A 24,086-nucleotide genomic window follows, 5' to 3' on the forward strand; every position below is an offset into this window, starting at 1 on the left:
TATCGACAAATCCACCGGGTCTTTCGGAGCGCATTCATCGATAAGCCGCACTTCGATCAGCCAGGGTCATTCCCTGACATCACGTCACCACAAGCGGCTCCGCGCGGTGTTGGTCGGAGTGCTCCGCTCCCGATGACCCTGATGAAGCGGATTCCGGTGCCGAATCCCCGTCCGGCGTCTCCCAGTTGGGCTCGGGACGGGGCGGAGAGGCCGCCGCCTCCTGCCTGTTGGCCCGGCGGAAGGCCGAGGTGCCGCGCGCCAGGTCGTGGCCGATCGACACGGCGTCGATGTCCGCCGAGGACCAGTTCGGCTGGCCCTCGCGCACTTCCGTCCGCACCTTCAGCCGGCCCTGGACGACGACGGGGTCGCCGACCGACAGCGACGCCGCCACGTTCGTGGCCAGTTGGCGGTTGGCCCACACCGTGAAGAAGCTGGTGTGGCCGTCCGTCCACACGCTCTTCTCGCGGTCGAAGTACCGCGTGGTCACCGCCAGCCGGAACCGCGCCGACGGTCCCGTCGCCAGGTCCCGGTACATCGGCTGGGTCGCCACATTGCCGACCGCGCAGATCGTGGTGTCGTTCATCGCTCGTCCCTCCCTGACCCGGCCCCGCGAGGCCGGCCGGAAACGCGTACGGGTCCGTCCCGTACGGCTTCAGTCAGACTGCCTCCGCCGAGCCCGAGCCGCTGAGCGCTGTGCACCACCGCCCACCTGTGGAAAACCACGTCACCCGCACGAGGGAACGACGTCCGGGGTCAACGCGCCGTGCCCCCGGCCCCGTTCACCCGCGCCGTTTCCCCGCCCTGCTCCACCCGCCCCGCGTCACCCCCCGCGTCACCCCCCGCGTCACCCCCCGTTTCCCCCGCCCCGCGTCACCCGACGCCCGCCCCCGTGACCCGCGCGTACTGCTCCCGCACCTCCCGGTACCGCAGCAGCTCCGCGGCCAGCGGATCGAGCACCCGCGCCCGGCCGCACCCGGCCGCCGCCTCCCGCAAGCGGCGCTCCGCGTCGAGGCCGTAGCGCCGGGCGGGGCCGCGGGCCGCCAGGCGGCAACTCCACTCGACGAGCGGGCCGCCGATGATGCCCGCCACCATCAGCAGCACCGGCACGCCCAGGTTCGGCGTCATGAACCCGACGATCTGGCCCACCAGCCACAGCCCGCCGACGACTTGAAGGATCGTCATCGACGCCTGTGCCAGGACCGCGGCGGGCCACCAGCCCGGACGCGGTGGCCGGCCGACCGGCAGCCCGGCCCGCGCCGCCAGCTCGTCCAGCGCCTCGGGCAGCCCCTGCGACCCGCGTACGGCCGCCTCGCGCACCGCCTGTGCCCAGGGCGCCGGCAGCCCGCCGGAGGCCCGGTCGGCGACCGTGCGCACCGCCTGTTCGACGCGCTGGCGTGCCGTGGCCTCCTCGTCGGCCTGGGCGCGGATGGGCAGTCGGCCGGTGGTGGGTTCGCGCCGGTCGTTGTACCAGCGCCACAGCCGCAGCCAGGGGGTGCCGCAGGCCCGGTTGGCGTTGCGCAGCCAGGCGCGTTCGGCCGCCTCGCCCGCCGCGGTGGCGCCCACCGAGTCCGCGAGCCGCGCGGCGAACTCGTCCCGCGCCTCCTCGCTGAGCCCGGTGCGCCGCCCGGTGGAGTAGACGGGCCGCAGTCGCCAGGCGGCCGCGTCGACATCGGCTGAAATTCGCCGTGCGGCTGCTCCACGATCCGCCACGAACTGCCCCAGAACCTCGCGCAGTTCCGGGATGCCGTCGCCGGTGAGCGCGGACAGGGAGAGCACCGTCGCGCCGGGTTCGCCGTACTCCCCCAGCGCGATGCCGTCCTCGTCCAAGAGCCGGCGCAGATCGTCGAGGACCTGGTCGGCGGCCTCTCCGGGGAGGCGGTCGATCTGGTTGAGGACGACGAACATGACCTCCGCGTGGCCGGCCATCGGCCGCAGATACCGCTCATGGAGGATCGCGTCGGCGTACTTCTCCGGGTCGACGACCCAGATCACCGCGTCCACGAGGGCCAGCACCCGGTCCACCTGCTCGCGGTGCGCGACCGCCGCCGAGTCGTGGTCGGGCAGGTCCACCAGGACGAGCCCGCGCAGCTGCGCCTCCATCTCGGCGCTCTGGAGGGGCCGTCGGCGCAGCCGCCCCGGGATGCCGAGCCGGTCGATGAGGGTGGCCGCGCCGTCGCTCCAGCTGCACGCGATGGGCGCGGCGGTGGTGGGCCGTCGTACGCCCGTCTCCGAGATCGCCACTCCGGCGAGCGAGTTGAACAGCTGGGACTTGCCGCTGCCGGTGGCGCCCGCGATGGCGACCACGGTGTGCTGCCCGGAGAGCCTGCGCCGCGCGGCCGCCTCGTCGAGGACCCGGCCGGCCTCGGCGAGGGTGCCGCTGTCGAGCCGGGTGCGGGAGAGCCCCACGAGTTCCCGCAGCGCGTCGAGACGGGACCGCAGCGGCCCGTCGTACGCCAACGGGGCCGGGACGTGCGGGACGTGCGAGGCGTGGGCCGCCTGCGCGCGGGAGGCCCGGATCTCCAGGGCGGCGGCCTGCTGCGCGGCGGTGGTCTCGTTGACCCGTCGCGCGATCAGCCCGTCGTCCCAGGAGCCGGACGATTCCTCGGGGTCCGCCGGGTCCGCGGCTGCCTTGGACTCCGTACGGCCGGAGCTTCCGGCGTCGGACGGCACGCGTGCGTGGTCGTCGGTGTCCTTCAGGTCGCTCACCTCGTCCGCGTCGTCTACGGGGGGACGGTTACCGGGAGTTGCCTCCGGATCGCCCTCTCCGGGGGAGGTGTTCTCGCGGTGTTCGTCCTGGTGGGCGACCGCGTCCCCGGTGTGCCCGGCGTGGTCCCTCTCGTCCGTGTGGTCCTGGTCAGTGACGGCAGTCACCGGTCACCTCTCCTTCTGAAGTACGGACAGCGCGGCGATGAGTTCGGCCTGGGGTTCGGGGTGCACGTCGAGGGCGTCGAGCGGGGCGAGCCGCCGTTCGCGCTCGGTGTGCACGACCCGGTCCAGGTGGTCGTTGAGCAGCCGTCCGGCCCGGTCGCGCAGCCGCAGCGCGCCGTGGGCGCCGATCCGTTCGGCGAGGCCCTCGCCCGCGGAGCGTGCCCTGCGGCCGCCCAGCAGCGCGGTGGCGACCAGCGCGGCCACCACCTCGGGGTCGGACGCGACGCTCCGGTCGAGGTCGCCGACCTCCTCCTCGGCGTACTCCTCCAGCTCGCGCCGCCAGCGCCGTACGGCCATCCCGATGCGGTGTTCGGCGCTCTCCAGCGACGGATCGCGGTCGGTGAGCCCGGGGGCACCCGCGGCGGGTTCGCGCCGCCAGGCGTCGTCCACGCGCTCGTCGGCGGCCGTGACGGCGCACAGCAGGAGGGCGGCGAGGCTCTCCGCGAGGGCGTCGAGCAGTTCGCCGGCGGAGCAGTCGAGCGGGAAGGCGCGCCAGCGCTTCAGCGCGTCACCGGCGAGCACGGCCCCGGCGTTCAGACGGCTCCGCACACGCGCGTGCTCGCTGTCGTACGCCCCCTCGACGGCGGCCGTGAGCCGGAGCGCGGCCGCGTACTGGGCGGCGGCGGCACTGGCCAGTTCGGGCATGCGTGACTTGAGGGAGTCGAGGACGCCGTAGGCCGTGCGGGCCATGGACTGGTTCCGGGCGCCGGGGTCCTGGGCCTGCTGCACGAGCCAGCTGCGCAGGGTGGCCACGGCGCTGGCCGGAAGCAGTCCGCCACCCCAGGCGGATTCGGGCAGTTCGGGCACCGTGAAGCGCGGTACGTCACCGAGGCCGGCCTTGGCGAGGAGGGCGCCGTACTGCCGCGAGACCTCGGAGACCACCTGGTGGGGCACCCGGTCGAGGACGGTGACCAGGGTCGCGTTGTGCTCCTTGGCCGTGCGCAGCAGATGCCAGGGCACGGCGTCGGCGTAGCGGGCGGCGGTGGTGACCATGACCCAGATGTCGGCGGCGCAGATGAGTTCGGCGGCCAGCACGCGGTTGTCGGCCACCAGGGAGTCGATGTCGGGCGCGTCCAGGAGGGCGACTCCGCGCGGGAGGGTGTCGGCGGTCTCGATCCGCAGCACGCGCATACCGTCCTCCCCGGGGAGGAGCAACTCGTCCGCCGGGTCCTGATGGGGCACCCACACGCGGGTGAGGTCGGGCAGCACCCGCATGCCGCTGAACCAGTGATGGTCCTCCGGATGGCAGACGAGCACCGGGGTGCGGGTGGTCGGCCGCAGCACGCCGGCCTCGCTGACCCGGCGCCCGACAAGGGAGTTGACGAGGGTCGACTTCCCCGCGCCGGTGGAGCCGCCGACGACGGCGAGCAGCGGCGCTTCGGGTTCTTTCAGGCGGGGCACCAGATAGTCGTCGAGCTGGGCGAGCAGTTCGTCGCGGTTGGCACGCGCGCGTGGAGCCCCCGCCAGGGGCAGCGGGAAGCGTGCGGCGGCGACACGGTCGCGCAGGGCGGAGAGTGCGTCGAGCAGCTGAGGCCGTACGTCCAAGGTCACCACATGTGAAGAATGCCCAATTTTGGGGGAATTCTGAAGCATATGAGCATGTCTGCGCGCCGACAGAACACAACGGACGGAAGGGATGACTGGGGCATGGGCACAGTCCAGGCATAACGAGTGCACAACACCGGTGGCGCCGGGCACCAAAAGCGATGCACGATTCGTACCTGCCTGCGATTATCAGGACCGCTTCACCGAACCTCCACATCGAGCCACGGAGGTGAGGCAACAGGGACAAGGACCCGGGAGCCCTATCCTTGTCCCCGGCAACGTCACGGACCGGCCCACACCCGGGCACACCACGACCGAGGCCACACACCCGGCCCCCGTAGCTCAGTGGATAGAGCAGGCGCCTTCTAAGCGCTTGGCCGCAGGTTCGAGTCCTGCCGGGGGCGCACACACCTTCTGACCGGCAAGCCGGGCAGGGGGCTTTTTTTATGTCCGCCTCGCGAAGCCGGCAGCCCTGACCGGATCTGGCCTGACCGGATCTGGCCTGATCTCCCGCATGTTTCGGCACGGTTTCCGATATGGCCCGGTGGATACGTCATGGTCAAGACTTGGCCCCACCCGCTTGTGGCTTCCGCCGGGGCGCCCGATCATTGGCCGGATTCCACCCCACCCCGACCCCGCCCGTGCCGTCCCCACTACCCTCAGGAGCTCCCGGTGGCCGCTGGTCAGATCGACTCCGGGTCGGCCGGCGTGCCGACCGCCGCCCAGACCGAGCGGGAGAAGCTGCGCAAGCACTTCGGCCGTTTCGACATCCTGTTCTTCCTCCTGTGCACGATCGTCGGCCTCGACACGATCGGCACGGTGGCCTCCTCCGGCGCCGAGGCCTTCACCTGGCTCATCGTGCTGGCCGCGGTGTTCTTCATCCCCTCGGCGCTGCTGATCGCGGAGCTCGGCGCCGCGTTCCCCGAGGAAGGCGGCCCGTACATCTGGACCAGCCGCGCCTTCGGCCGCCTCGCGGGTGCCGTCAACAACTTCCTGTACTGGATCACCAACCCGGTCTGGCTCGGCGGCACCCTCGCCGTCTCCGCCGCGACGGCGTACACGACCTTCTTCAACGACGGCAAGGACCTCAGCACCCCGGCCTTCTACGTCTTCACCCTCGTCTTCATCTGGGTGGGCGTCCTCGCCGCGATCCTCTCCTTCGACGTCGGCAAGTGGATTCCCACCATCGGCGCCTGGAGCCGCTTCGTCCTCCTCGGCCTCTTCACCGTCACCGTCGTCATCTACGGCGTCAAGCACGGCCTGCACGGCTTCGGCCCCGGCGACTTCTCCCCGACGTACGTGGGCTTCGTCGGCCTGGTCCCCGTCCTGATGTTCAACTACGTCGGCTTCGAACTCCCCAACACCGCGGGCGACGAGATGACCGACGCCCAGAAGGACGTCCCCTTCGCGATCTTCCGCAGCGCCGCCCTCGCCGTCCTCCTCTACGCCCTCCCCATCCTCGGCATCCTCCTCGTCCTCCCGGTCAAGGCCATCAGCGGCCTCGGCGGCTTCCTCGACGCGATCCGCCAGGTCTTCACGGTCTACGGCGGTGACGTGGCCGCCGACGGCACCGTCACCAGCAGCGGCGCCGGCACGGTCCTCGGGGACATCGCCGCGGTCCTGTTCATCCTCACGGTGCTGTCCTCCGGCGTCACCTGGGTCATGGGCTCCGACCGCGCCCTCGCCGTCTCCGGCTACGACGGCGCCGCGCCCCGCTTCCTCGGCGTCATCTCCAGCCGCTTCGGCACACCGGTCCGGGTCAACATCCTCAGCGGCCTGGTCTCCACCCTGGTCCTGGTCCTCGCCCACCAGCTCACCAGCGGCAGCGCGGCGAAGCTCTTCGGCGCGGTCCTCGGTCTCGCCGTGTCCACCACACTGGTCAGCTACCTGGGCATCTTCCCGGCCCTCGCGGTGCTGCGCCGCAAGGCCCCGGACGTCCCCCGCCCCTACAAGGCGCCCTTCCCCCGCACCATCAGCACGGTCCTCACGCTGCTCATCCTGTTCGCCAGCGTGCAGCTGGTCGCGCCCGGACTCGGCGACCACTGGTTCGGCGGCGACTACACCCCGGACGGCTGGACCCACGCCGAGCGCTGGAAGTACCTGCTGACGGAGGCCGTACCGCTGCTCGGCTTCATGCTGCTGGGCGTCCTCTTCTGGGCCCTGGGCAAGCCGACCCGCACGGCCAACTCCCTCTCGTTGGACAAGGAGTAGCGTTCCGGACGATCACCGGAAACCTACCCAAGGAACTGCCGTGCCCCTGCGCTGTGTTGTCCTCGACGACTACCAGAACGCGGCGACCGGACTCGCCGACTGGTCGCCGCTCGGGGACACCGTGGAGGTCGTGAGCCTGCGCGAACACCTCGGCGGCGAGGACGAGTTGGCCGCCGCCCTCGCCACCGCCGACATCGTCGTCACCCTGCGCGAACGCGTCCCCTTCCCCGCCTCCCTCCTCGCCCGCCTCCCCCGCCTGAAGCTGCTGATCGCCTCCGGCATGCGCAACACGGTCATCGACTACGCCGCCGCGCGGGCCCACGGCATCACCGTCTGCGGCACGGCCAGTTCCTCGACCCCGCCCGTCGAACTCACCTGGGCCCTGCTGCTCGGCCTCGCCCGCGGAATCGTCGAGGAGGCCAACTCCCTGCGTGACGGCGGCCCTTGGCAGCAGACGGTCGGCGCCGACCTGCACGGCCGCACCCTCGGACTCCTCGGCCTCGGCAGGATCGGCAGCCGCGTCGCCCAGGTGGGCCTGGCCTTCGGCATGCGCGTCACGGCGTGGAGCGAGAACCTCACGAAGGAGCGCGCGGACGAGGTCGGCGTCCAACGCGCCGCGTCCAAGGAGGAGTTGCTCACCACCGGCGACTTCGTCTCGGTCCACCTCGCCCTCGGCGACCGCACCCGCGGCCTGCTCGGCCCCGCCGAACTCGCCCTTCTCAAGCCGACGGCGTATCTGATCAACACCTCGCGCGCGGCGATCGTCGACCAGGACGCCCTGCTCACCGCCCTGCACGAGGGCCGCATCGCGGGCGCGGGCCTCGACGTCTTCGACACCGAACCGCTCCCCGCCGACCACCCGCTCCGCACGGCACCCCGCCTGCTCGCGACCCCCCACCTCGGCTATGTCTCGCGAGCCAACTACACGACGTACTACGGCCAGGCGGTCGAGAACATCCAGGCCTACCTGGCGGGTTCACCCGTACGACAGCTGCCGTAGAGACCGCGGACCGTAGACAGCCGGCGCGGAGAGCACGGACCGTACGACGGCTGCCGTAAGGACCACGGACCGCACGACGGCTGCCGTGGAGCGGTCCGATTCTCAGGCGGCGGTCGGACGACGATAGACGCCCTCGCTCCGGCGCAGGTGGTGGAGGTCCACCAAATAGCGCCGGAGCGTCACATGGTCGACCTCTCCGTCCTCGCACCAGGCGCGCAGCTTCTCGTTGACCGTGCGCTCGGGGTACTCGACGCCGGGTTCGAAGGTCTGCTCGGCGATGTGCTGGAGCACCACCTGCTTGCGGGTCCACTGGGCCGGGAGGCGGATGAGCCGGCCGCCCCGGACGAAGGTCCGCAGGATCATGTCGGTGTGCTCGTCGCCGGTGACCGGGCCGGGCTCGACCGGCTCGGTGTCCTCGCGGGCGAGCTTCCTGAACAGGTCGTAGTCGACGCGGAGTTCGCCGTCGTCCATGGTCTTCACCACGCCCTGTTCGCGCAGCCGCAGCAGCGCGAGGGCCGTGCCCTTCGGGGTCAGGCCCGCCACCTCGGCGACCTGCTCGGAGGTCTCGGCGCCCAGGGCGACCGCCGCGAAGGCCCGCACCCGGTTCTGCTCGGCGAACAGACGGAACAGTTGGTCGGTTGCCATGGCCGGAGATTAGTGGACATCCGGCCGCCGGGGGCACCGGTTTTCCGGCCGCCGAACACCCGATCCCGGCGCTCGAAGCAGTGTTCCCCAAGAGTGATCCCCACGTTCGCGCCGTTACCAGCCATGCGCCGCCGCGTTGAACCCGAAGTGCGGCGGCGAGTCCTGCCACCGCACTCATCGAACAAAAGGAGAACGTGATGTCTCGCATCGCGAAGGCGGCCGTGGTCGCCCTCGGCACGGGTGCCGTGGCGCTCAGCGGCGCCGGCCTGGCCATGGCGGACGCGGGCGCGCAGGGTGCGGCCGTCGGTTCGCCCGGCGTCCTGTCGGGCAACGTCGTCCAGGTCCCGATCCACATCCCGGTCAACGTCTGCGGCAACACGATCAACGTGATCGGCCTGCTGAACCCGGCGTTCGGCAACACCTGCGCCAACGTGAGCGGCCACGACCACCCCGGCCACCCCGGCCCGGGCTACGGCGGCAACGGCTACGGCCACTGACCCGACCGCACCCGCGGACGGACGTACGCGAAGAGCCCCGGCACCTCAGGCGCCGGGGCTCTTCCCGTGTCCGCGACCGGTCAGCCGTAGCGGTAGATGCCGCTGACGTCCTCCAGCTGTTCCGGCGTCACGTCCCACGGCGGCATCTTCTGCTGCCGGGCCACGATCCGCCCCTCCTGGTCGTCGCCCGCCCCCGGGGGCCTCGCCGGGAGGTAGCGGGCGCCGCGGTGCTTGCTCTGCCAGCGCGACCACTGAAGGTCGATGAAGGCGTGGTGGAGCCAGAACACGGGGTCGTTGACGGAGGCGCCGCCGAGCATCACGCCGCCGACCCACTTGTGGACCCGGTTGTGGTTGCGCCAGGACGAGCTGCCCGACCCGGTGCCCCATCCTTCGAGGCGGTTGCGGAAGCCGGTGCGGCAGGTCGAGTCCCAGGGCGAGACGTCGTAGACCGGGTCGGCGAGCGCCCTGTCGAGGTCGCTCTTCGTCGGCAGCGCGATCGGCGAGCCGGCGCGGCCCAGGTCCCGGGTGAGGTACGGCTCGTCGGTGATGTTCTCCGTGAGCTTCCACTTGCCCGCCGCGTACGCGAACGGCCCGGTCGTCACCTGGTGGTCGGAGCGCCGCCCGGTGCCGCCGAGCAGGTCCTTCGTCCAGGGCAGGGCGGTCGCGGAGCGGTCCCGGGTCCAGTCCCAGTAGGGCACGGTCACCGAGGAGTCGACCCGGCGCAGCGCCCGCTCCAGGTCGAGCAGGAACTGCCGGTGCCAGGGCAGGAAGGAGGGCGCCATGTGCGCGGAGCGCAGTCCGTACTCCCCGTCGGGCACGAAGTACTCGATGTGGGTGCGCACGAACTCGTCGTACTCGCCCCGCCGTTTGATCTCCAGGAGCGCCGCCACGAACCGCCGTCTCTCGCCGGCGGTGAGGGTGCTGACGTCCTTACGCGTGTACGCCATGGTCTCCCCCCATGTGCATCGGCGCGTCCGCCTCCCGCAACTCCCGGCCGGGGCTCAGCTGGTCGACGGCGGCGCGGGTCGCCGCCAGGGCGGTGGGGTAAGAGCGGTAGTGGTCGACCATGCTCAGCCAGGTGCCGTCGGCCCGCCGCATCAGATGCAGCGGCCGGCCGTCCACGGTGACCTGCCAGCCGTCCTTCAGCACGCCGTGGAGCCGGCGGCCCCGGTACGTCTCGTCGAAGGCGGTGTCCCCCGGGTCCTCGCCGGAGCGGGTGGGCCGCGAGGCCGCGACGACGGGCACGAGGGCCACCGCGAGCGCGGCGCCGAACACCCCGCGCAGCGCCTCCCGCCGCGTCCTGCGCACCGGTCCCGGTCTCACCGGCGCCCCGCCCACCCGCACTCCGCCGACGCTCACGCTCATGGCCCAACTCCCTCGTCCGTTACGGCTCGTTCGAGGGCCTAACCGCCCGGCGCCCCGTGCGGTCACCGTCACCCCGGCAAACGGAAGGGCCCGGGTCGCACACCCGGGCCCTCATCCGCTCCGGCCCCGCGGCCGCCCTCGTCCTTCCCGCGCTACGGCTCAGAGGCCGGCGCCCGTGACCAGGTCCGCGCCCGGCACGGTCTGGAGCACCGGGGCCAGGACGCCCAGCTGGGGCGCCTTCAGGTCAGGGAGGCCGAAGTTGTGGGGGTTCGGCGGGGTCAGCGGGGCGTCCAGTGCCAGGCCGGGGGCCATCGTGCGCAGGTCGGAGGCGGGGACGCTGACGCCGAGGTGGTCGAAGCCGTCGCCGAGGATGTGCGGCAGCGGGGCGCGCAGCTCGGCGCCGGGGAGGCCGCCGTGGACCGGGAGCTGCGGCAGCACCCGCTCGGGGATGAGGCGGCCCTCGACGTACCGCGGGCCCTCGGGCGTGCCCGGCATGGGCACGGGCACCTCCCCGCCCAGCTTGGGGAGTTCCATGCCGAGGGCGCTCTCCGCGCCCCCGAGCGGCACGGGCACGGGAACCGAGCCGAGCGCGGCGGCGGGGGTCGCGGCGGCACCGGCCGCGGCCGCGACGGCCGTGAGGACGGCGGCGATGGTTCCTCGGGTGGTCGACTTCATCTCGAGTACGGTCCCTTTCGGAATGCGGAGGCTCTGCGTGCTGACCGGGTAACGAGGCCGGGGAGGACATCAGTTCAAGATTCCCCCGGGTGCCGTAGTAGTCAGCTTTTCCGGAATTCCCGCCAGCGGGCCGGAACTCGTGATCCCCGCCCGCTGTCCGGTCGTCAGCCGCGCAGGCTCCGGGCGGGCAGGATGATGTGCGCGGCGGCGTTCAGGGTCTCCTCGGAGCCGGCGAACTCGGCCAGCGCCTCGGGGGTGACGGCCTTGCCCGGCTCGGCCTCGGGCCAGGGGCGGGTGGTGAACACCAGGTAGGCGAAGCCGCGTTCGCCGACCGCCGCGAGCCACTCGGGCGGCGGCACGCACTGGGCGTTGAGCTGCGGCATGTTGAGGACGGCCTGCCCGCCCTCGACGAGCATGGTGATCGGCAGGCTGGGCCTGGTGGAGCCGTCGACGACGTTGCCCCCGACCGGGAGCTGGTTGTCGGTCAGCAGCCGTTCCACGGCGGCACTGGCGGCCTCGGGGCCGTCCGCGGCGTCGCCCAGGGTGTAGGCGAGGAGGTAGGGCATGTCCCCGTCGGGGGCCTCGCCGCTCCACGCCAGGACGACGAGGGTGCCGAGGTCGGCGACGCGGAAGGGACGCGTTTCGCTTGAGGTTGAGGTCACCGCGCGACCTTATCGACGGGCCGGAAGACCACCTGACGCGTTCTCACCCGTCCGGCCGATGGCGCGGCCGCCCCGCCACACGAACGAGGGACGCCTCTCGACGCCCCTCGAACAGCACCGGGAGACTCAGCTCTGCAGGGGCAGACCGCCGAGCAGCGGGTTGTGCTGGTTCAGCGCGCCGGCCGCACCCTTGACGGTGTTGAGCGCGGAGCCCTTGTTCTCGGTGTCGAGCGCGTCCGACTGGTGCTGCAACGGCATCACGTCGGCGGGCTGGAGCTGACCACTGGTGAGGGTGTTGACGGCGCCGGTGAGGCTGGTGGGCGTCACGTCGGCGGGGCTGTAGGCGAACGCGGGCGCGGCGGCACCGGCGAGGACGACGGACCCGGCAACGACAGCGGCAGCCTTCAGGGACTTCATCGTGTTCCTTTCTTCGGCAACTCATGTCACCAGAGCGAATTCTGTCGCCGTGTGTAACGAGTTCCTGCCGGGGCGGAAACCCCGTGCGCAGAAAATTTCTGCTGCCCACCCGAATGCGGGGTGTGTCTCATCGGCGTTTCCCATCCTCATATGAAAGGGCCGTGACCCGGAAAAGGCCGCCGGGCCGACCCCGGAAAAGGGGACCGGCCCGGCGGCCTTTTCGCGACCGCTCGTGTCACACGGCGGGGACCGACGGAACGGCCGGGAGCGAGGACGTCGACGGGAGCGACGGCAGCGCGGGCAGACCCGGCAGGCTCGGCGCGGGCAGACCGCTGCCGAGCAGCGTGGCCGCCACGACGTTGACGAGGCCCGTCACCACCCCGGTGACCGCCGGGACGACACCGGCGACATTGCCGGAGGTGACCGCGGCGAGCAGCGTGGCGACCGCCTTCTGGAGCGAGGCGAGCGCGTCACCGGCGAGGTCGGCGGGCGCCTTGGCCTTGGAGTCGTCGGCGCTCTTGGGCGAGGGCAGCGCGGGCACGGCCGGAACCGCGGGCGCGGCAGGCGTCGCGGGGACCGCCGGGGCGGCGGGCGCCGCCGCGGTGATCTTGGCGATGGCGGCGGTGACGGCGTCGCCCAGCGACTTCGCCTTGTCGGCGGAGAGCTGGCCGTTGTCGGCCTTGAGCGCCTGGGTCAGCAGGTCGGTGACGGGGGTGAGGACGCCGCCGACGTCGCCGAGACTCTTGACCTGGGCGAGCAGTGCGTCAGCGTTGGGTACCGGCGCGCTCGACGCGGCGTGGACGTGCTTCCGCGCCGAGTCGTTGTCGGCCGCGACGGCCGCGGGGCCGGCGATGCCGATCAGGACGGTGGCACAGAGCACGGAGGACGCGACGCGCCGTGCGGGCAGACCACGCATGGGTTGTTCCTTTCGGTGGTGCTTCGGATCTTGAGCCCACCGTGAAAGCGCTCACCACCATCTGCAACCGGTCGAACGCGCCGGGTGACCGCCCGTCAGGCCCGGGTGCGACGTCGTGCCTGGTGAGGGCCATGTCAAGACCGTGACGCCGGACCGGAGCCGCTACCGCCCATTCGGGGCAACACGCCCCAACGCCAACCGGCCGCCCCTCCGCGGAAACCACGGGGGAACGGCCGGCCGAAGGGATGCGCGCGGACGTCAGCCGTTGACGCAGGTGTTGCCGAAGGCCGGGTTCAGCAGACCGATGACGTTGACGGTGTTGCCGCAGACGTTGACCGGGATGTGGATCGGAACCTGGACGACGTTGCCCGACAGCACGCCCGGGGAGTGGACAGCGGCGCCGTGCGCGTCGCTGTCGGCGGCGGCGATGCCGGCGGTGCCCGCCATGGCGGCGGCGGCAACGGAGGTCAGGACCAGGCCCTTCGCGATACGCGACATGGAGAGGTGCTCCTTGGGGTTGAAACAAACACCCGGGCGGGGATGCCCGGCGCTGTGTCAACGCGCGACTCCCACGGGGGTTGTGCCGCCAACGGAGTGATGTCCCGGAGGGCGAACTTCACCATTCCGACACACTTGCCAGGTTTCGCCGGATTAATACGGATAGCCACTAGAGTTGCGCACCTCCCGAAGTACCCCTATAGCCATCAGATCGCACATAGGGGCCGTACTTCCCGAAAGGGCAACGCCGGTCATGCGCAATTCCCTGGGCCCGCTGCTGCGCCGGGCGTCGACGGGCGCCCTCGCCCTCGCCACGATCTGGGCCCCGGCCGCCGCCGCGTCCGCCCCACCCGCCCCCGAGGCCGGGCGCGTCCCGTTCGCCCAGCGCTACCACGCGCTCCAGCACGGCGGCATCGTCCGCGCGGCCAACACCTCCATCAGCTGCCGCGGGAACTCGGCCGCCTGCCCCGCCGTACGCAAGGGACAGGCGGCGGTCAACGGCGACTTCGACATGTTCTACGTCGACGTCGACAGCGACCCCAACACCTACAACTCCTCGCGCGCGGAGGTCCGGCTGCCCGAGGGCGCCCGGGCCACGTACGCCCGGCTGTACTGGGGCGGCAACCTCCGCGTCGGCGAGCAGAAGCCGCCCAAGGACGACGGGCGGGTGCTGATCGCGGAGCCCGGCGGCGCCTACAAGGCGGTCCTCGCGGACACGGTCGTGGGCCACCGGGTGGCCGGCGGCGCCGACGCGTTCCAGGCCTCGGCGGACGTCACCAAGCTGGTCCGGGACAGCGGTTCGGGCCTCTACACCGTGGCCCAGGTCAACACCGCGATGGGGAGGTCCGCGGCCGGCGCGTGGGGCGGCTGGACCCTGGTCGTCGCGTACGAGAAGCCGCAGGAGCCGCTACGACGGCTGGAGTTGTGGGACGGCTTCGACGCACTCGGCGCACGTAACGGCGCGGAACTCCGTCTGCGCGGGGTGCGTGTGCCCGCGCACGCCGGGGGACGCGCGGGCGTGGTGGCGTACAACGGGGATCGCGGCCGCACCGGGGACTCACTCACGCTCACGGCCGGTCGTACGAACGCCATCGCGCTCGGCGACGGCGCCAACCCCCGTGATGACGTGCTGAATTCCACGATCAGCGACCCTCAGGCGGCGCCCGTGGAGCGTGTGCCCGCGTATGCGAACACGCTCGGCTACGACTCCGATGTGTTCGATCTCGGCAAGGCGCTGCGTCCCGGCGGTGACCAGCTGGCCTTCCGGCTCGTTTCCCACCGGGACGAGGCGTGGTTCGGGGCGCTCTTCGTCGCCGTCGACGCCCAGCAGTGAGGCGCGTTCCCGCCCGCAGTCCCGAGCGCCACCCGTGAGCGAGGAAACCGCGCAATGCACCAGCCAGCCACCGACCCTCGACCACGGGTCCTGCACCTCGCCCAGCCCGTGGACGGCGGGGTCGCCCGTGTCATCACGGATCTGACCCGCGCTCAGCTCACGTCCGGCCTGCATGTCACGGTCGCCTGCCCGGCGGGCGGCACCCTCGCGGACGGCGTCCGGGCGCTCGGCGCCGACGTACGCCTGTGGGGGGCCACCCGGTCACCGGGTCCCGCGCTCGTCTCCGAGGTACGGCGGCTCGCCCGGGTGGTCGAGGAGGTGCGGCCCGACCTGGTGCACGCGCACAGCGCGAAGGCCGGACTGGCCGGGCGGCTCGCGGTGCGGGGGCGGATTCCGACCGTGTTCCAGCCGCACGCCTGGTCGTTCGAGGCGGTCGGCGGGATCACCGCCACCCTCGCGACCGGCTGGGAGCGCCGGGGTGCCCGCTGGGCCACCCGGACGGTGTGCGTGAGCGAGGCGGAGCGTACGACCGGTCTGCGGGCCGGGGTCACGGGCCGCTGGAGCGTGATCCCCAACGGCATCGACACCGAGCGCTTCCACCCGGCCGCCGTGGACACCGTACGGGCCGGGATCGAGCAGCTCGCCGGGGTCGATCCGGCGGCGCCGCTGGTGGTGTGCGTGGGGCGGCTGTGCCGGCAGAAGGGCCAGGACGTCCTGCTGACGGCGTGGGACGAGGTCCTGCGGCGGGTGCCGAGGGCGCGGCTGGTGCTCGTCGGCGACGGGCCCGACCGGGACGCGCTGCGCCGACTCGCCCCGGAATCCGTGCTGTTCGCGGGAGCCGTGTCCGATCCCAGGCCCTGGTACCAGGCCGCCGACCTGGTGGTGCTGCCCTCGCGCTGGGAGGGCATGGCCCTGGCCCCGCTGGAGGCGATGGCCTGCGGGCGGCCCGTCGTCGTCACCGATGTCGCCGGCGCCCGCGAGAGCCTGCCCGCCGCTCTCGCGCCCCGCTGCCTGGTCCCGGCCGAGAACCCCGCCGTGCTGTCCGGAGCCGTCGCCGAGCTGCTGCTCGACCCGCTGCTGCGCGAGTCCCTCGGCCACCAGGGACGCCGGCACGTCCAGTCCACGCACGACGTGCGGCACACCGCCGAAGCGGTCGCGGGCGTCTACCGCGACCTCCTCGGCGGCAAACCCGTCGTGCCCACCGAGTGCAGGGAGTCCATCCACTCGTGACTGCGGAAAGCACCGTCCCCTCCCCCGGCGGACAGCCACGGGACCTCGGATTCTCGAACCTCTCGGTCATCCCCCGCCGAACCGGCGGCGGTTTCCGGTTCCCGGTCCACCGCCCGCCCGCGCGACCGGTCTCACCGCTGCCGCTGCTCGGCGCGGACCTCACCGCCGCCGTGGTGGGCGCCCTCGCGCTCACCGGCGGCCGGCGCCGCCCGCTCCTGGTGGCCCTGCTGATCGCCGGGTCGATACTGCTGCGCCCGCACCTTCCCCGGGCCGTACCGCGCGTCCTCGACGAACTGCCCGCCGTCTGCGGCCGGATCGCCGTCGCGTGGCTCGCCGTCGGTGCCCTCACCGCGGCCTACGACCCCGACCGCGCGCTGTCCCCACGCACCCTGCTTCTCGGCTTCGCCCTGCATACGGCGGCGAGCTGCGCGGCCCGCGGCGCGGTGCACCGGCGCCGCCGCAAGGCCCTGCGCAGCCACCCCCGCTCCGCCCTGGTGATCGGCCCGGCGACGACCGCGCAGCGCGTGGCCGCCGCCGTACTGCGCCACCCGGCCTGCGGGATCGAGCCGGTCGGCATCGTCGCCGACCACCCGGACGGCGCCGAGGGCCTGCCCGTGCTGACCACCGGCGAGGAGGTCGAGCGGGCCCTCATCCAGAACGGCGTGCGGGCCGTCCTCACCGTCCACCCCTCCGTACGGTCCGAACACGGGCCGCTGCTGCGGGCGTTGGCGGAGTCGGGCTGCGCGGTGTGGGAGGTCGACGCCGACTCGCCCTCCTACGAGATGCGCGACCAGCTCGCCGGATTCGCCTGCCGCAGGCTGGAGTTGGGCTCGCGGCGGCCGGGCAGCCTCGGCAAGCGGACCCTGGACGTGCTGGTGTCGGGCACCCTGCTCCTGCTGGTCAGCCCGCTGCTGCTGGTGTGCGCGGTGGTCCTGCGGCTCACCGACGGACCCGGTGTCGTCTTCCGGCAGGAGCGCATCGGCAAGGACGGACGCCCCTTCACCCTGCTGAAGTTCCGCACCCACCGCCCGGTCGACGAGCACGAGGCGGCCACCCGCTGGAGCGTCGCGCGCGAGCCGCAGATGAGCCGCTTCTGCCGCTTCCTGCGCGAGACCTCGCTGGACGAACTCCTCCAGCTGTGGAACGTCCTCTCCGGCGACATGAGCCTGGTCGGCCCGCGTCCCGAACGCCCTTATTTCGTCGCCCAGTTCAGCCAGACCTACCCCGGCTACGCGGCCCGTCACCGGATGCGGACCGGCATCACCGGCCTCGCCCAGATCCACGGGCTGCGCGGCGACACCTCGATCGAGGACCGCTGCCGGTTCGACAACGCGTACATCGACAACTGGTCGCTGTGGCAGGACGTCTGCATCCTGGCCCGCACGGTGACCGCGCTCGTACGTCCGACCGGGAGCTGAGCCGTGACCCACCGAGTCCGCAGGACCGCCACCGCCCTGCCCGTACGTCCGACGGGGAGCTGACCGTGCTGCGCCGAGTCCACACGTTCGCCCCCGTCCTGCCGGTCATCGCCGTGATCGCCCTGCTCGGCCTGCCGCTCACCCCGGGCGAGGGCGGCGCCGGTCCGGCCGACGCGGTCTCCGGCCTGGTGGTGCTGTACTGCGCGATCCGCCTGCTGCGCGACCGCCGCCGCCCGCTGACCCCAACGGCCATGCTGGTCATGGGACTTCCGGTCCTGGGCCTGTCGATCGCCGCGATGGACGCGTCCTCGCCGGGCGCGGGTCTCAGCGGCCTGGGCCGCTACCTCCAGATCTTCGTGCTGGTCCCGGCCGCGGTCGTGCTGCTGATCCGGGACCGCCGCGACTTCCGTGTCCTGGCCTGGTCGTTCGTCGCGCTCGCGGTCTGGCAGGGGGCGATCGGCGTCAAGCAGTACGTCACCGCGACCGGCGCCTCCTACCAGGGCGAGGACATCCGCGCGGTGGGCACCTTCGGCCCGACCGACGTGATGGGCATGGCGACGGTCGTGTCCTTCGGCCTGATCTGCGCCCTGGCCCTGGCCCTGGGCCGGAACGACGGCCGCCGGCGAACCATCGCCGCGGCCTGCGCCTTCGCCCTCCTGCTCCCTCTCGCCCTCTCCTTCAGCCGCGGCGCGTGGATCGCGACGGCCGCGACCTGCGCGCTGCTCCTGGCCCTGGCGGGCCTGCGCCGCGCCCTGAAGGTGGCGGCGGCGGTCACGGCGGCGGCCGTGGTCCTGGTCGGCGGCTTCGGCGTCGGTACGGCGATGCTCCAGGAGCGGATCGCCAGCATCACCCAAGTCACCGACGCCCCCGACCAGTCGGTGATCGACCGCTACACGATGTGGGCGGCGGCGACCGCGATGTGGCGCGAACACCCGCTGACCGGCGTCGGCCTGAAGGGCTTCCCCGAACACCGCGACGGCAACGCGTCGTTGGCCCTGTCCTCGGGCAGCGACACGGAGGGCGCGGGCGCCGCCTTCCTCAAACAGCCCCTGCTCTCCCCCCACAACATGTACCTCCTGGTCCTGAGCGAACAGGGCCTCCTCGGCCTCCTCACACTGGCCGGCAGCTGGCTGGCCCTCCTGGTCTGCGCCCTGCGCGGCCTCTTCCGCGTCCACCGCGCCGAACTCCCGTTCCTGGACTGCGCGCTGGTCTCCACCGGCCTGCTGATCTGGCAACTGATCGACTTCGCCTACGCGGACATCGGCGGCCCGTCCACGGTCCTCACGGCCGTCGTCTTCGGCCTGGCGGCATGGTGGTCCCTGGTCGGAGCGACCGAGGAGAACCGGTCCACGGCCGGGACCCCGGTCCCCGCGCCGACCGAGGGGGCCCTGATCCCATGACGGTGACGGGCAACACCGAGCGGGACAACCCCGCGAAGGGGGGCGGGGAACTGCGCGACCAGCCCCCACAGCGCGGCGCCCGCAAAGCCATCGACGCCGCGCAGATCCCCACCCAGACCCCCTCGCCGGAGCACACCCCCGCCCCGGACTCCCGCGGCTTCCTGGCCAAGGCCGCCCTGATCACGGCCGTCCTCTCCCTCACCGGCTCCCTCCTGGGCCTCGCCAGAGACCAGTCCCTGGCCCGCCTCTTCGGCGCGGGCAGCGAAACGGACGCCTTCCTCGTCGCCTGGACGATCCCGGAGTTCGCCGCCACCCTCCTGATCGAGGACGGCCTCGCCTTCGCCCTGATCCCGGCGTTCAGCATGGCCCTCGCCCGCAGAGCCCAGGGCGCCCCCGGCGACCCGGTCCGCTCCCTGGTCACCACCACCCTCCCCCGCCTCACGCTGGCGTTCGTCGCGGTCTCGGCACTGCTCATCGGCACAGCCCCCTACCTGGTGGAAGCCCTGGCCCCCGGCCTGCCGAACCCGGCCCTGGCCATCAGCTGCACCCGCCTCACCGCCACCTGCGTCCTCAGCTTCGGCCTCGCCGGCTATTGCAGCGCGGCCCTCCGAGCCCACCGCCGCTTCGTCGCCCCGGCCGCGATCTACGTGGCGTACAACATCGGCATCATCGCCGGGATGTACGCCTTCGGCGCCCACTGGGGCGTCCGCTCGGCGGCCCTCGGCGTGGCGGCGGGCGGCTTCCTCATGGCACTGACCCAACTCCCGTCACTGTGGCGCCAGTTGACGAGTCACAAGCCCGCCACCGTGGACACACGCCCCGCCGAGCCCCGCCCGATGAACCTCGCCCTGATGGCCACGGTGCTGCTCTTCGCGCTCTGCCGCCAGTCCCAGGTACTGATCGAGCGCTTCCTGGCCTCCAACCTCCCGGCAGGCGCCATCTCGCATCTGAACTACGCGCAGAAGGTCGCCCAGATGCCGATGGTGCTCTCGCTGATGCTGTGCACGGTCACCTTTCCGGTGGTCGCGCGGGCGCTCGCCGAGGGCGACACGGAGAAGGCCCGCGACCGCGTGGAGCGGGACCTCGCCCTCGCCGCCTGCCTGGTGCTGCTGGGCGCCGCCACGGTGATCGCCTGCGCCCCGCAGATCATCCAACTCCTCTTCCAGCGAGGCGCGTTCACCGCCCACGACACCGCGGCCACGGCCGGCGTGATGCGCGTGTACGCCCTCGGACTGCTCGGCCAGACCCTGGTCGGCGTCCTGGTCCGCTCCTACTTCTCGGCGGGCCGCCCCACCTGGTACCCGGTCGGCGCGATGGCCGCCGGCATCGTCGTGACCACCTGGATCGGCGCCTGGACGGTCGGCTCCTGGGGCGTCATCGGCATCACCGTCGCCAACGCCGCCGGCATCACCTTCACCGCCGTACTCCTGCTGTACGGGTCGGGCCCGCGCAGCGTCCCGATCCGTACCCGGCAGGTCCTGACCGAGCTGAGCCGACCGGTGCGGGCGGCCGTGGTCGCCACCATCGCGGGGGCGTTCGTCGCCCACGCGCTGCCCTCCCCGCTGCTCGGTCTCGCCGTCGGCTGCACCACCGTCACCGTCGTCTTCGTCCTGCTCGGCTGGGCCCTGGGCGCCCAGGGCTTCGCACCCGCACTGGAATCCGTACGTTCCGTCACACGAAGGCTCTCGCATGGCCGCTTCCGTTGATTCCCCGACCACCGGCAGACGCGTCACGGGCCCGGTCCCGTGGGTGGCGATGTACCACTCCGTGGGCGACTGCTCCGACGACCCCTATCGCATCACGGTCTCCCCCGACCGCCTCGCACAGCAACTGAGCTGGCTGCGCGGGCGCGGTCTGCGGGGCGTCTCCATGACCGACCTGCTCGCCGCCCGCGCCCGGGGCGAGGGCCAGGGCCTGGTCGGTCTGACCTTCGACGACGGGTACGCCGACTTCGTCGACAACGCCCTTCCCCTGCTCACCCGTTGGGGCTGCGGCGCCACCCTCTTCGTGCTCCCCGGCAGGCTCGGCGGCGACAACGCCTGGGACCCGCAGGGCCCGCGCAAACCCCTCCTCACCGCCGACGGCATCCGCCGAGCCGCCGCCGGGGGCGTGGAGATCGGCTCGCACGGCCTCACCCACGTCGACCTCACCACGGCGGACGACGACACCCTGCACGCCGAGCTCACCGAAAGCCGGTCCAAGCTCAGGGAGTTGACCAACTCCCCGGTGGACGGCTTCTGTTACCCCTACGGCACGGTCGACGCCCGCGCGATGGACGCCGTCCGCGCGGCCGGTTACGCCTACGCCTGCGCCATCGACCCCGGCGACCTCAACGGCCCGCACGCGCTCCCCCGCGTCCACATCGGGCAGAACGACACCGCCGTACGCCTGTTCCTCAAGTACCGGCTGCACCGCCTGCGCCGCCGCCCGGTGGAGGGCCTGGCATGAAGGCGCTGCACATCATCACCGGACTCGGCGTCGGCGGCGCCGAGCAGCAACTGCGCCTGCTGGTACGCCATGTGCCGGTCGACTGCGATGTCGTGACGCTCACCAACCCGGGCGCGGTCGCCGACGGCCTGACCGCCGACGGGGTGCGCGTCTTCCACCTCGGCATGACCGGCAACCGCGACCTCGCCGCCCTCCCCCGCCTGGTCCGCCTCATCCGCACCGGCCGCTACGACCTCGTCCACACCCACCTCTACCGCGCCTGCGTCTACGGCCGGCTCGCCGCCCGGATCGCGGGTGTGAAGGCGGTCGTCGCCACCGAACACTCCCTGGGCGACTCGCAGATGGAGGGCCGCGACCTCAGCGCCGGGGTCCGCGCCCTCTACCTCGCCAGCGAACGCCTGGGCCGCTCCACGGTCGCCGTCTCCCCGACCGTCGCCGAACGCCTCAAGCGCTGGGGCGTGCCGGCCCCGCGCATCGCGGTCGTCCCGAACGGCATCGACCTGGCCCGCTTCCGCTTCGACCCGGTCCAGCGGCTGCGCACCCGCCAGCGCCTCGGCCTCCCGGAGGGCGCGTACGTCATCGGCGGCATCGGCCGCCTCGCCGCCGGCAAACGCTTCGACGTGCTGGTCCGCGCGCTGGCCCAACTCCCGGACGACTACTGGCTGTTGCTGGTCGGCGGCGGCACCGAGGAGAACCTCCTGCGCCGTACGGCCCATGACTACGGGGTCGCCGACCGGGTCCTGTTCACCGGCGAGCGCCCCTACGTGCCGGACGGCACCCCGGGCCCCGACCTGCCCTCCCTCACCGCCGCGATGGACCTGCTCGCCTCGCCGTCCCCCGAGGAGGCCTTCGGCCTGGCGGTCGTCGAGGGACTCGCGTCCGGGCTGCCCGTGCTCTACGCGTCCTGCCCGGCCATCGAGGACCTCCCCCCGCAGGCCGCGCCCGCCGCCCGCCGGGTCCAGGGCGGCCCCGAGGTCTTCGCCCGCGCGCTGGCGGCGGCCCGCGCGCAGGGCCCGCGTCCGCGCACCGCCCCGGACGCCGCCCACCACTACTGCATCACCCGCAGCGCCGCCCACCTCATGGACGTGTACGCGGCGGTCTCCACGTCGTCGCCGTCCCCCGTACCCCAGGGAGCCAGTTCCTCATGACCGAGATCCGACAGCACCGCCCCCTCAGCCGCGCGAAAGCCCTCCCGGCCTGGACCCTCCTCGCGGCCGGCGCCGTGACCGGCGGCCTGCTCGGCGGGGCGTACGGCGTCGTCAAGGCCCCGACGTACACGGCCACCAGCTACGTCATCGCCGTCCCCACCGACAAGGCCGACTCCTCCACCGCCCTCGGCTTCGCGCAGGCCTACGGCCGGGTCGCCACCCAGCTCGCGGTGCTCGGGGACGCGCAGGTGTGGGCGGGTGTGCCGGTGAAGACGTTGCAGTCGAGCGTGCAGACGGCGACCTCGCCGGACGCGCCGATGGTCGCCGTCACGGCCACCTCCGCGCGTGCCGACCTCGCCGCCGACATGGCCAACGCCGTCTCCCGCTCGCTGACCGTGCACGCGAACGACGCGAAGGGCTCGACCCACGTCGAACTCCAGAGCTTCGCCCGCGCCATCAAGCCGGCCGGCCCCTCCTCCGCCTCGGCCGCGGTGACCGGCCTGGTCGGCGCGAGCGCGGGCGGTCTCCTCGGCGGTCTGCTGCTGCTCGTCCGCCCGCGCCGCACCACCGACGAGACCGGCCGCCCCGCCTCCGTTCCCAGCCCGGCCACCGCGGCCGACGTCCTGTGACACCGGTGTACTCGACCGAACTCGTCACCGACGCCCAGCAGTTCGCCGAACTGGCCCCGGCCTGGGGCCGGTTGTACCAGAGGTCCGGCGCGGCGACCCCGTTCCAGTCCCACGCCTGGCTGCACTCCTGGTGGCTGTCCTACGGCCGAACGGGCCGCCTGCGCCTGCTCGTTGTCCGCGACGGCCGCGAACTCGTCGCCGCCGCGCCCCTGATGCTCGTCCGGAGCCCGGTCCCCTCACTGGTCCCGCTCGGCGGCGCGATCTCCGACTACGGCGATGTCCTGCTGGACGACGAACACGGCGAGCCGGCCGTCGCCGCGCTCACCGAGGCCCTCGCCTCCGCCGCCCGCACCGCGCTGATCGACTTCCGCGAGGTACGCCCCGGCGGCGCGGTCGAACGCGTCTACGACCACTGGCGCGGCCCGCGCCGCCGCGTCCACGACTCGCTGTGCCTGGAGCTGCCCGCGGTGCCGATGGCCGACCTGGTCGCCCGCCTGCCCTCCTCCAAGGCCCAGCGCGTCCGCGCCAAACTCCGCAAGCTCACCGCGCTCGGCGTCGAGCGGCACGTCGTACAGCCGGACGACGTGGACGGAGCGCTGCGGCGGCTGCTGGAACTGCACCAACTCCAGTGGCAGGGACGGAAGGTGACGGCCGAGCACCTCCAGTCCCGGTTCTGCGAACACCTGGTGCGCTCGGTCGGGCCGATGGTCCGCTCCGGCGACGCCGTCGTCACCGAGTTCCGGCTCGACGAGGACGTGGTCGCCGTAGATCTGACGCTGTTGTCGCGGCGGCTCGCGGGAGGTTATCTCTACGGCGCGCATCCGCGGCTGCGGGAGCGGAAGGCGGATGTCGCGGTGATGCTGCTCGACGCGTGTGCCGAGCACACCGGTGCCGACGAGCCGCGCACGCTGAGCCTGCTGCGCGGGGACGAACCGTACAAGCACCACTGGCGGCCCGAACCGGTCGTCAACCAGAGGCTGTTGCTGGCCCGGCGGCGGACGGCGCCGCTGATGGGGGCGGTCGTCTGCGATGTCGCCGCGCGCCGGCGGGGCAAGGTGCTCGTGCGGAAGTGGAAGGAACGCGGTGGCGACGGACCGTGAGCGGCCCCCCGCCACCGCCGG

23 protein-coding genes and 1 tRNA gene are annotated in these 24,086 nt (G+C 72.8%); 13 read left to right on the forward strand and 11 right to left on the reverse strand.

Translation table 11 applies throughout. The features are described 5' to 3' along the window. Positions 1 to 79 precede the first annotated feature (79 nt). From ACIRB1_RS24890 to ACIRB1_RS24900, 3 genes are all read right to left on the reverse strand, one after another. Positions 80 to 583, reverse strand: a complete 504-nt coding sequence (locus ACIRB1_RS24890; RefSeq protein ID WP_403467016.1) for a single-stranded DNA-binding protein — start codon at positions 581 to 583, stop codon at positions 80 to 82. A 287-nt stretch (positions 584 to 870) separates the two neighbouring features. Further along, positions 871 to 2,871, reverse strand: coding sequence for a GTPase (locus ACIRB1_RS24895; RefSeq protein WP_403467017.1), 2,001 nt, complete (start codon positions 2,869 to 2,871; stop codon positions 871 to 873). A gap of 3 nt (positions 2,872 to 2,874) precedes the next feature. Further along, complete coding sequence (locus tag ACIRB1_RS24900) at positions 2,875 to 4,482, reverse strand: dynamin family protein (protein WP_352182489.1); 1,608 nt, start codon at positions 4,480 to 4,482, stop codon at positions 2,875 to 2,877. Positions 4,483 to 4,804: 322 nt separating this feature from the next. On the opposite strand from ACIRB1_RS24900, the gene ACIRB1_RS24905 reads away from it, so the two are divergent. The 3 genes from ACIRB1_RS24905 to ACIRB1_RS24915 all read left to right on the forward strand — a co-directional run bounded on the left by ACIRB1_RS24905 (position 4,805) and on the right by ACIRB1_RS24915 (position 7,684). Then, positions 4,805 to 4,877 (forward strand) — tRNA-Arg (locus tag ACIRB1_RS24905). A 268-nt stretch (positions 4,878 to 5,145) separates the two neighbouring features. Then, positions 5,146 to 6,684 (forward strand): APC family permease, encoded by a 1,539-nt coding sequence (locus tag ACIRB1_RS24910; RefSeq protein ID WP_403467018.1) that lies wholly within the window; start codon positions 5,146 to 5,148, stop codon positions 6,682 to 6,684. Positions 6,685 to 6,724: 40 nt separating this feature from the next. Next, positions 6,725 to 7,684: a D-2-hydroxyacid dehydrogenase family protein gene (locus ACIRB1_RS24915; protein WP_403467019.1), complete on the forward strand. Its 960-nt coding sequence runs from the start codon at positions 6,725 to 6,727 to the stop codon at positions 7,682 to 7,684. Positions 7,685 to 7,786: 102 nt separating this feature from the next. Here the strand turns inward: ACIRB1_RS24915 and ACIRB1_RS24920 are convergent, their stop codons facing one another. Further along, complete coding sequence (locus tag ACIRB1_RS24920) at positions 7,787 to 8,329, reverse strand: DUF2087 domain-containing protein (protein ID WP_403467021.1); 543 nt, start codon at positions 8,327 to 8,329, stop codon at positions 7,787 to 7,789. Positions 8,330 to 8,526: 197 nt separating this feature from the next. Between ACIRB1_RS24920 and ACIRB1_RS24925 the strand changes: the two genes are divergently transcribed. Continuing rightward, a complete protein-coding gene (locus ACIRB1_RS24925; protein WP_352182485.1) occupies positions 8,527 to 8,826 on the forward strand; it encodes a chaplin in 300 nt (99 codons plus the stop codon). Positions 8,827 to 8,906: 80 nt separating this feature from the next. Here ACIRB1_RS24925 and ACIRB1_RS24930 read toward each other — a convergent pair whose 3' ends face one another. From ACIRB1_RS24930 to ACIRB1_RS24960, 7 genes are all read right to left on the reverse strand, one after another. After that, on the reverse strand, positions 8,907 to 9,773 hold the full coding sequence (locus ACIRB1_RS24930; RefSeq protein WP_403467022.1) for a tyrosinase family protein: 867 nt from the start codon (positions 9,771 to 9,773) through the stop codon (positions 8,907 to 8,909). Beyond that, positions 9,757 to 10,191: a tyrosinase family oxidase copper chaperone gene (locus ACIRB1_RS24935; protein WP_403467023.1), complete on the reverse strand. Its 435-nt coding sequence runs from the start codon at positions 10,189 to 10,191 to the stop codon at positions 9,757 to 9,759. Before ACIRB1_RS24935 ends, ACIRB1_RS24930 begins: the two co-directional genes overlap by 17 nt. Positions 10,192 to 10,350: 159 nt before the next feature. After that, positions 10,351 to 10,866, reverse strand: coding sequence for a hypothetical protein (locus ACIRB1_RS24940; protein ID WP_403467024.1), 516 nt, complete (start codon positions 10,864 to 10,866; stop codon positions 10,351 to 10,353). 164 nt (positions 10,867 to 11,030) lie between these two features. Further along, positions 11,031 to 11,528 carry a DUF5949 family protein gene (locus ACIRB1_RS24945; RefSeq protein ID WP_352182481.1) on the reverse strand — a complete coding sequence of 166 codons (498 nt, stop codon included), beginning with the start codon at positions 11,526 to 11,528 and terminating at the stop codon, positions 11,031 to 11,033. A gap of 126 nt (positions 11,529 to 11,654) precedes the next feature. Then, complete coding sequence (locus ACIRB1_RS24950) at positions 11,655 to 11,945, reverse strand: hypothetical protein (protein ID WP_329554820.1); 291 nt, start codon at positions 11,943 to 11,945, stop codon at positions 11,655 to 11,657. Between the two features lie 235 nt (positions 11,946 to 12,180). After that, positions 12,181 to 12,861, reverse strand: a complete 681-nt coding sequence (locus tag ACIRB1_RS24955) for a hypothetical protein (protein WP_403467025.1) — start codon at positions 12,859 to 12,861, stop codon at positions 12,181 to 12,183. A 258-nt stretch (positions 12,862 to 13,119) separates the two neighbouring features. Continuing rightward, complete coding sequence (locus ACIRB1_RS24960) at positions 13,120 to 13,359, reverse strand: chaplin (protein ID WP_352182479.1); 240 nt, start codon at positions 13,357 to 13,359, stop codon at positions 13,120 to 13,122. Between the two features lie 253 nt (positions 13,360 to 13,612). Here ACIRB1_RS24960 and ACIRB1_RS24965 point away from each other — a divergent pair, with 253 nt between their 5' ends. The 9 genes from ACIRB1_RS24965 (at position 13,613) to ACIRB1_RS25005 (ending at position 24,065) form a co-directional block, all read left to right on the forward strand. Continuing rightward, positions 13,613 to 14,692, forward strand: coding sequence for a DUF3344 domain-containing protein (locus tag ACIRB1_RS24965; RefSeq protein WP_403467026.1), 1,080 nt, complete (start codon positions 13,613 to 13,615; stop codon positions 14,690 to 14,692). A 54-nt stretch (positions 14,693 to 14,746) separates the two neighbouring features. Then, on the forward strand, positions 14,747 to 15,922 hold the full coding sequence (locus ACIRB1_RS24970) for a glycosyltransferase (protein WP_403467027.1): 1,176 nt from the start codon (positions 14,747 to 14,749) through the stop codon (positions 15,920 to 15,922). Then, positions 15,919 to 17,340 carry a sugar transferase gene (locus ACIRB1_RS24975; RefSeq protein ID WP_352182476.1) on the forward strand — a complete coding sequence of 474 codons (1,422 nt, stop codon included), beginning with the start codon at positions 15,919 to 15,921 and terminating at the stop codon, positions 17,338 to 17,340. Before ACIRB1_RS24970 ends, ACIRB1_RS24975 begins: the two co-directional genes overlap by 4 nt. 65 nt (positions 17,341 to 17,405) lie before the next feature. Continuing rightward, a complete protein-coding gene (locus ACIRB1_RS24980; RefSeq protein ID WP_403467028.1) occupies positions 17,406 to 18,740 on the forward strand; it encodes an O-antigen ligase family protein in 1,335 nt (444 codons plus the stop codon). Continuing rightward, positions 18,737 to 20,446 carry a murein biosynthesis integral membrane protein MurJ gene (murJ, locus tag ACIRB1_RS24985; protein ID WP_403467029.1) on the forward strand — a complete coding sequence of 570 codons (1,710 nt, stop codon included), beginning with the start codon at positions 18,737 to 18,739 and terminating at the stop codon, positions 20,444 to 20,446. The genes ACIRB1_RS24980 and murJ overlap by 4 nt, the downstream gene beginning before the upstream one ends. Continuing rightward, positions 20,430 to 21,188 carry a polysaccharide deacetylase family protein gene (locus tag ACIRB1_RS24990; RefSeq protein ID WP_352182473.1) on the forward strand — a complete coding sequence of 253 codons (759 nt, stop codon included), beginning with the start codon at positions 20,430 to 20,432 and terminating at the stop codon, positions 21,186 to 21,188. The genes murJ and ACIRB1_RS24990 overlap by 17 nt, the downstream gene beginning before the upstream one ends. Next, positions 21,185 to 22,336 (forward strand): glycosyltransferase, encoded by a 1,152-nt coding sequence (locus ACIRB1_RS24995; protein WP_352182472.1) that lies wholly within the window; start codon positions 21,185 to 21,187, stop codon positions 22,334 to 22,336. The genes ACIRB1_RS24990 and ACIRB1_RS24995 overlap by 4 nt, the downstream gene beginning before the upstream one ends. Next, a complete protein-coding gene (locus ACIRB1_RS25000; RefSeq protein ID WP_403467030.1) occupies positions 22,333 to 22,965 on the forward strand; it encodes a lipopolysaccharide biosynthesis protein in 633 nt (210 codons plus the stop codon). The genes ACIRB1_RS24995 and ACIRB1_RS25000 overlap by 4 nt, the downstream gene beginning before the upstream one ends. Further along, positions 22,962 to 24,065, forward strand: coding sequence for a GNAT family N-acetyltransferase (locus ACIRB1_RS25005; RefSeq protein WP_352182470.1), 1,104 nt, complete (start codon positions 22,962 to 22,964; stop codon positions 24,063 to 24,065). Before ACIRB1_RS25000 ends, ACIRB1_RS25005 begins: the two co-directional genes overlap by 4 nt. Positions 24,066 to 24,086: the final 21 nt, after the last annotated feature.

Source organism: Streptomyces sp. NPDC096013 (assembly GCF_044763565.1).
In the GTDB taxonomy this organism is placed as follows: Bacteria; Actinomycetota; Actinomycetes; order Streptomycetales; family Streptomycetaceae; genus Streptomyces.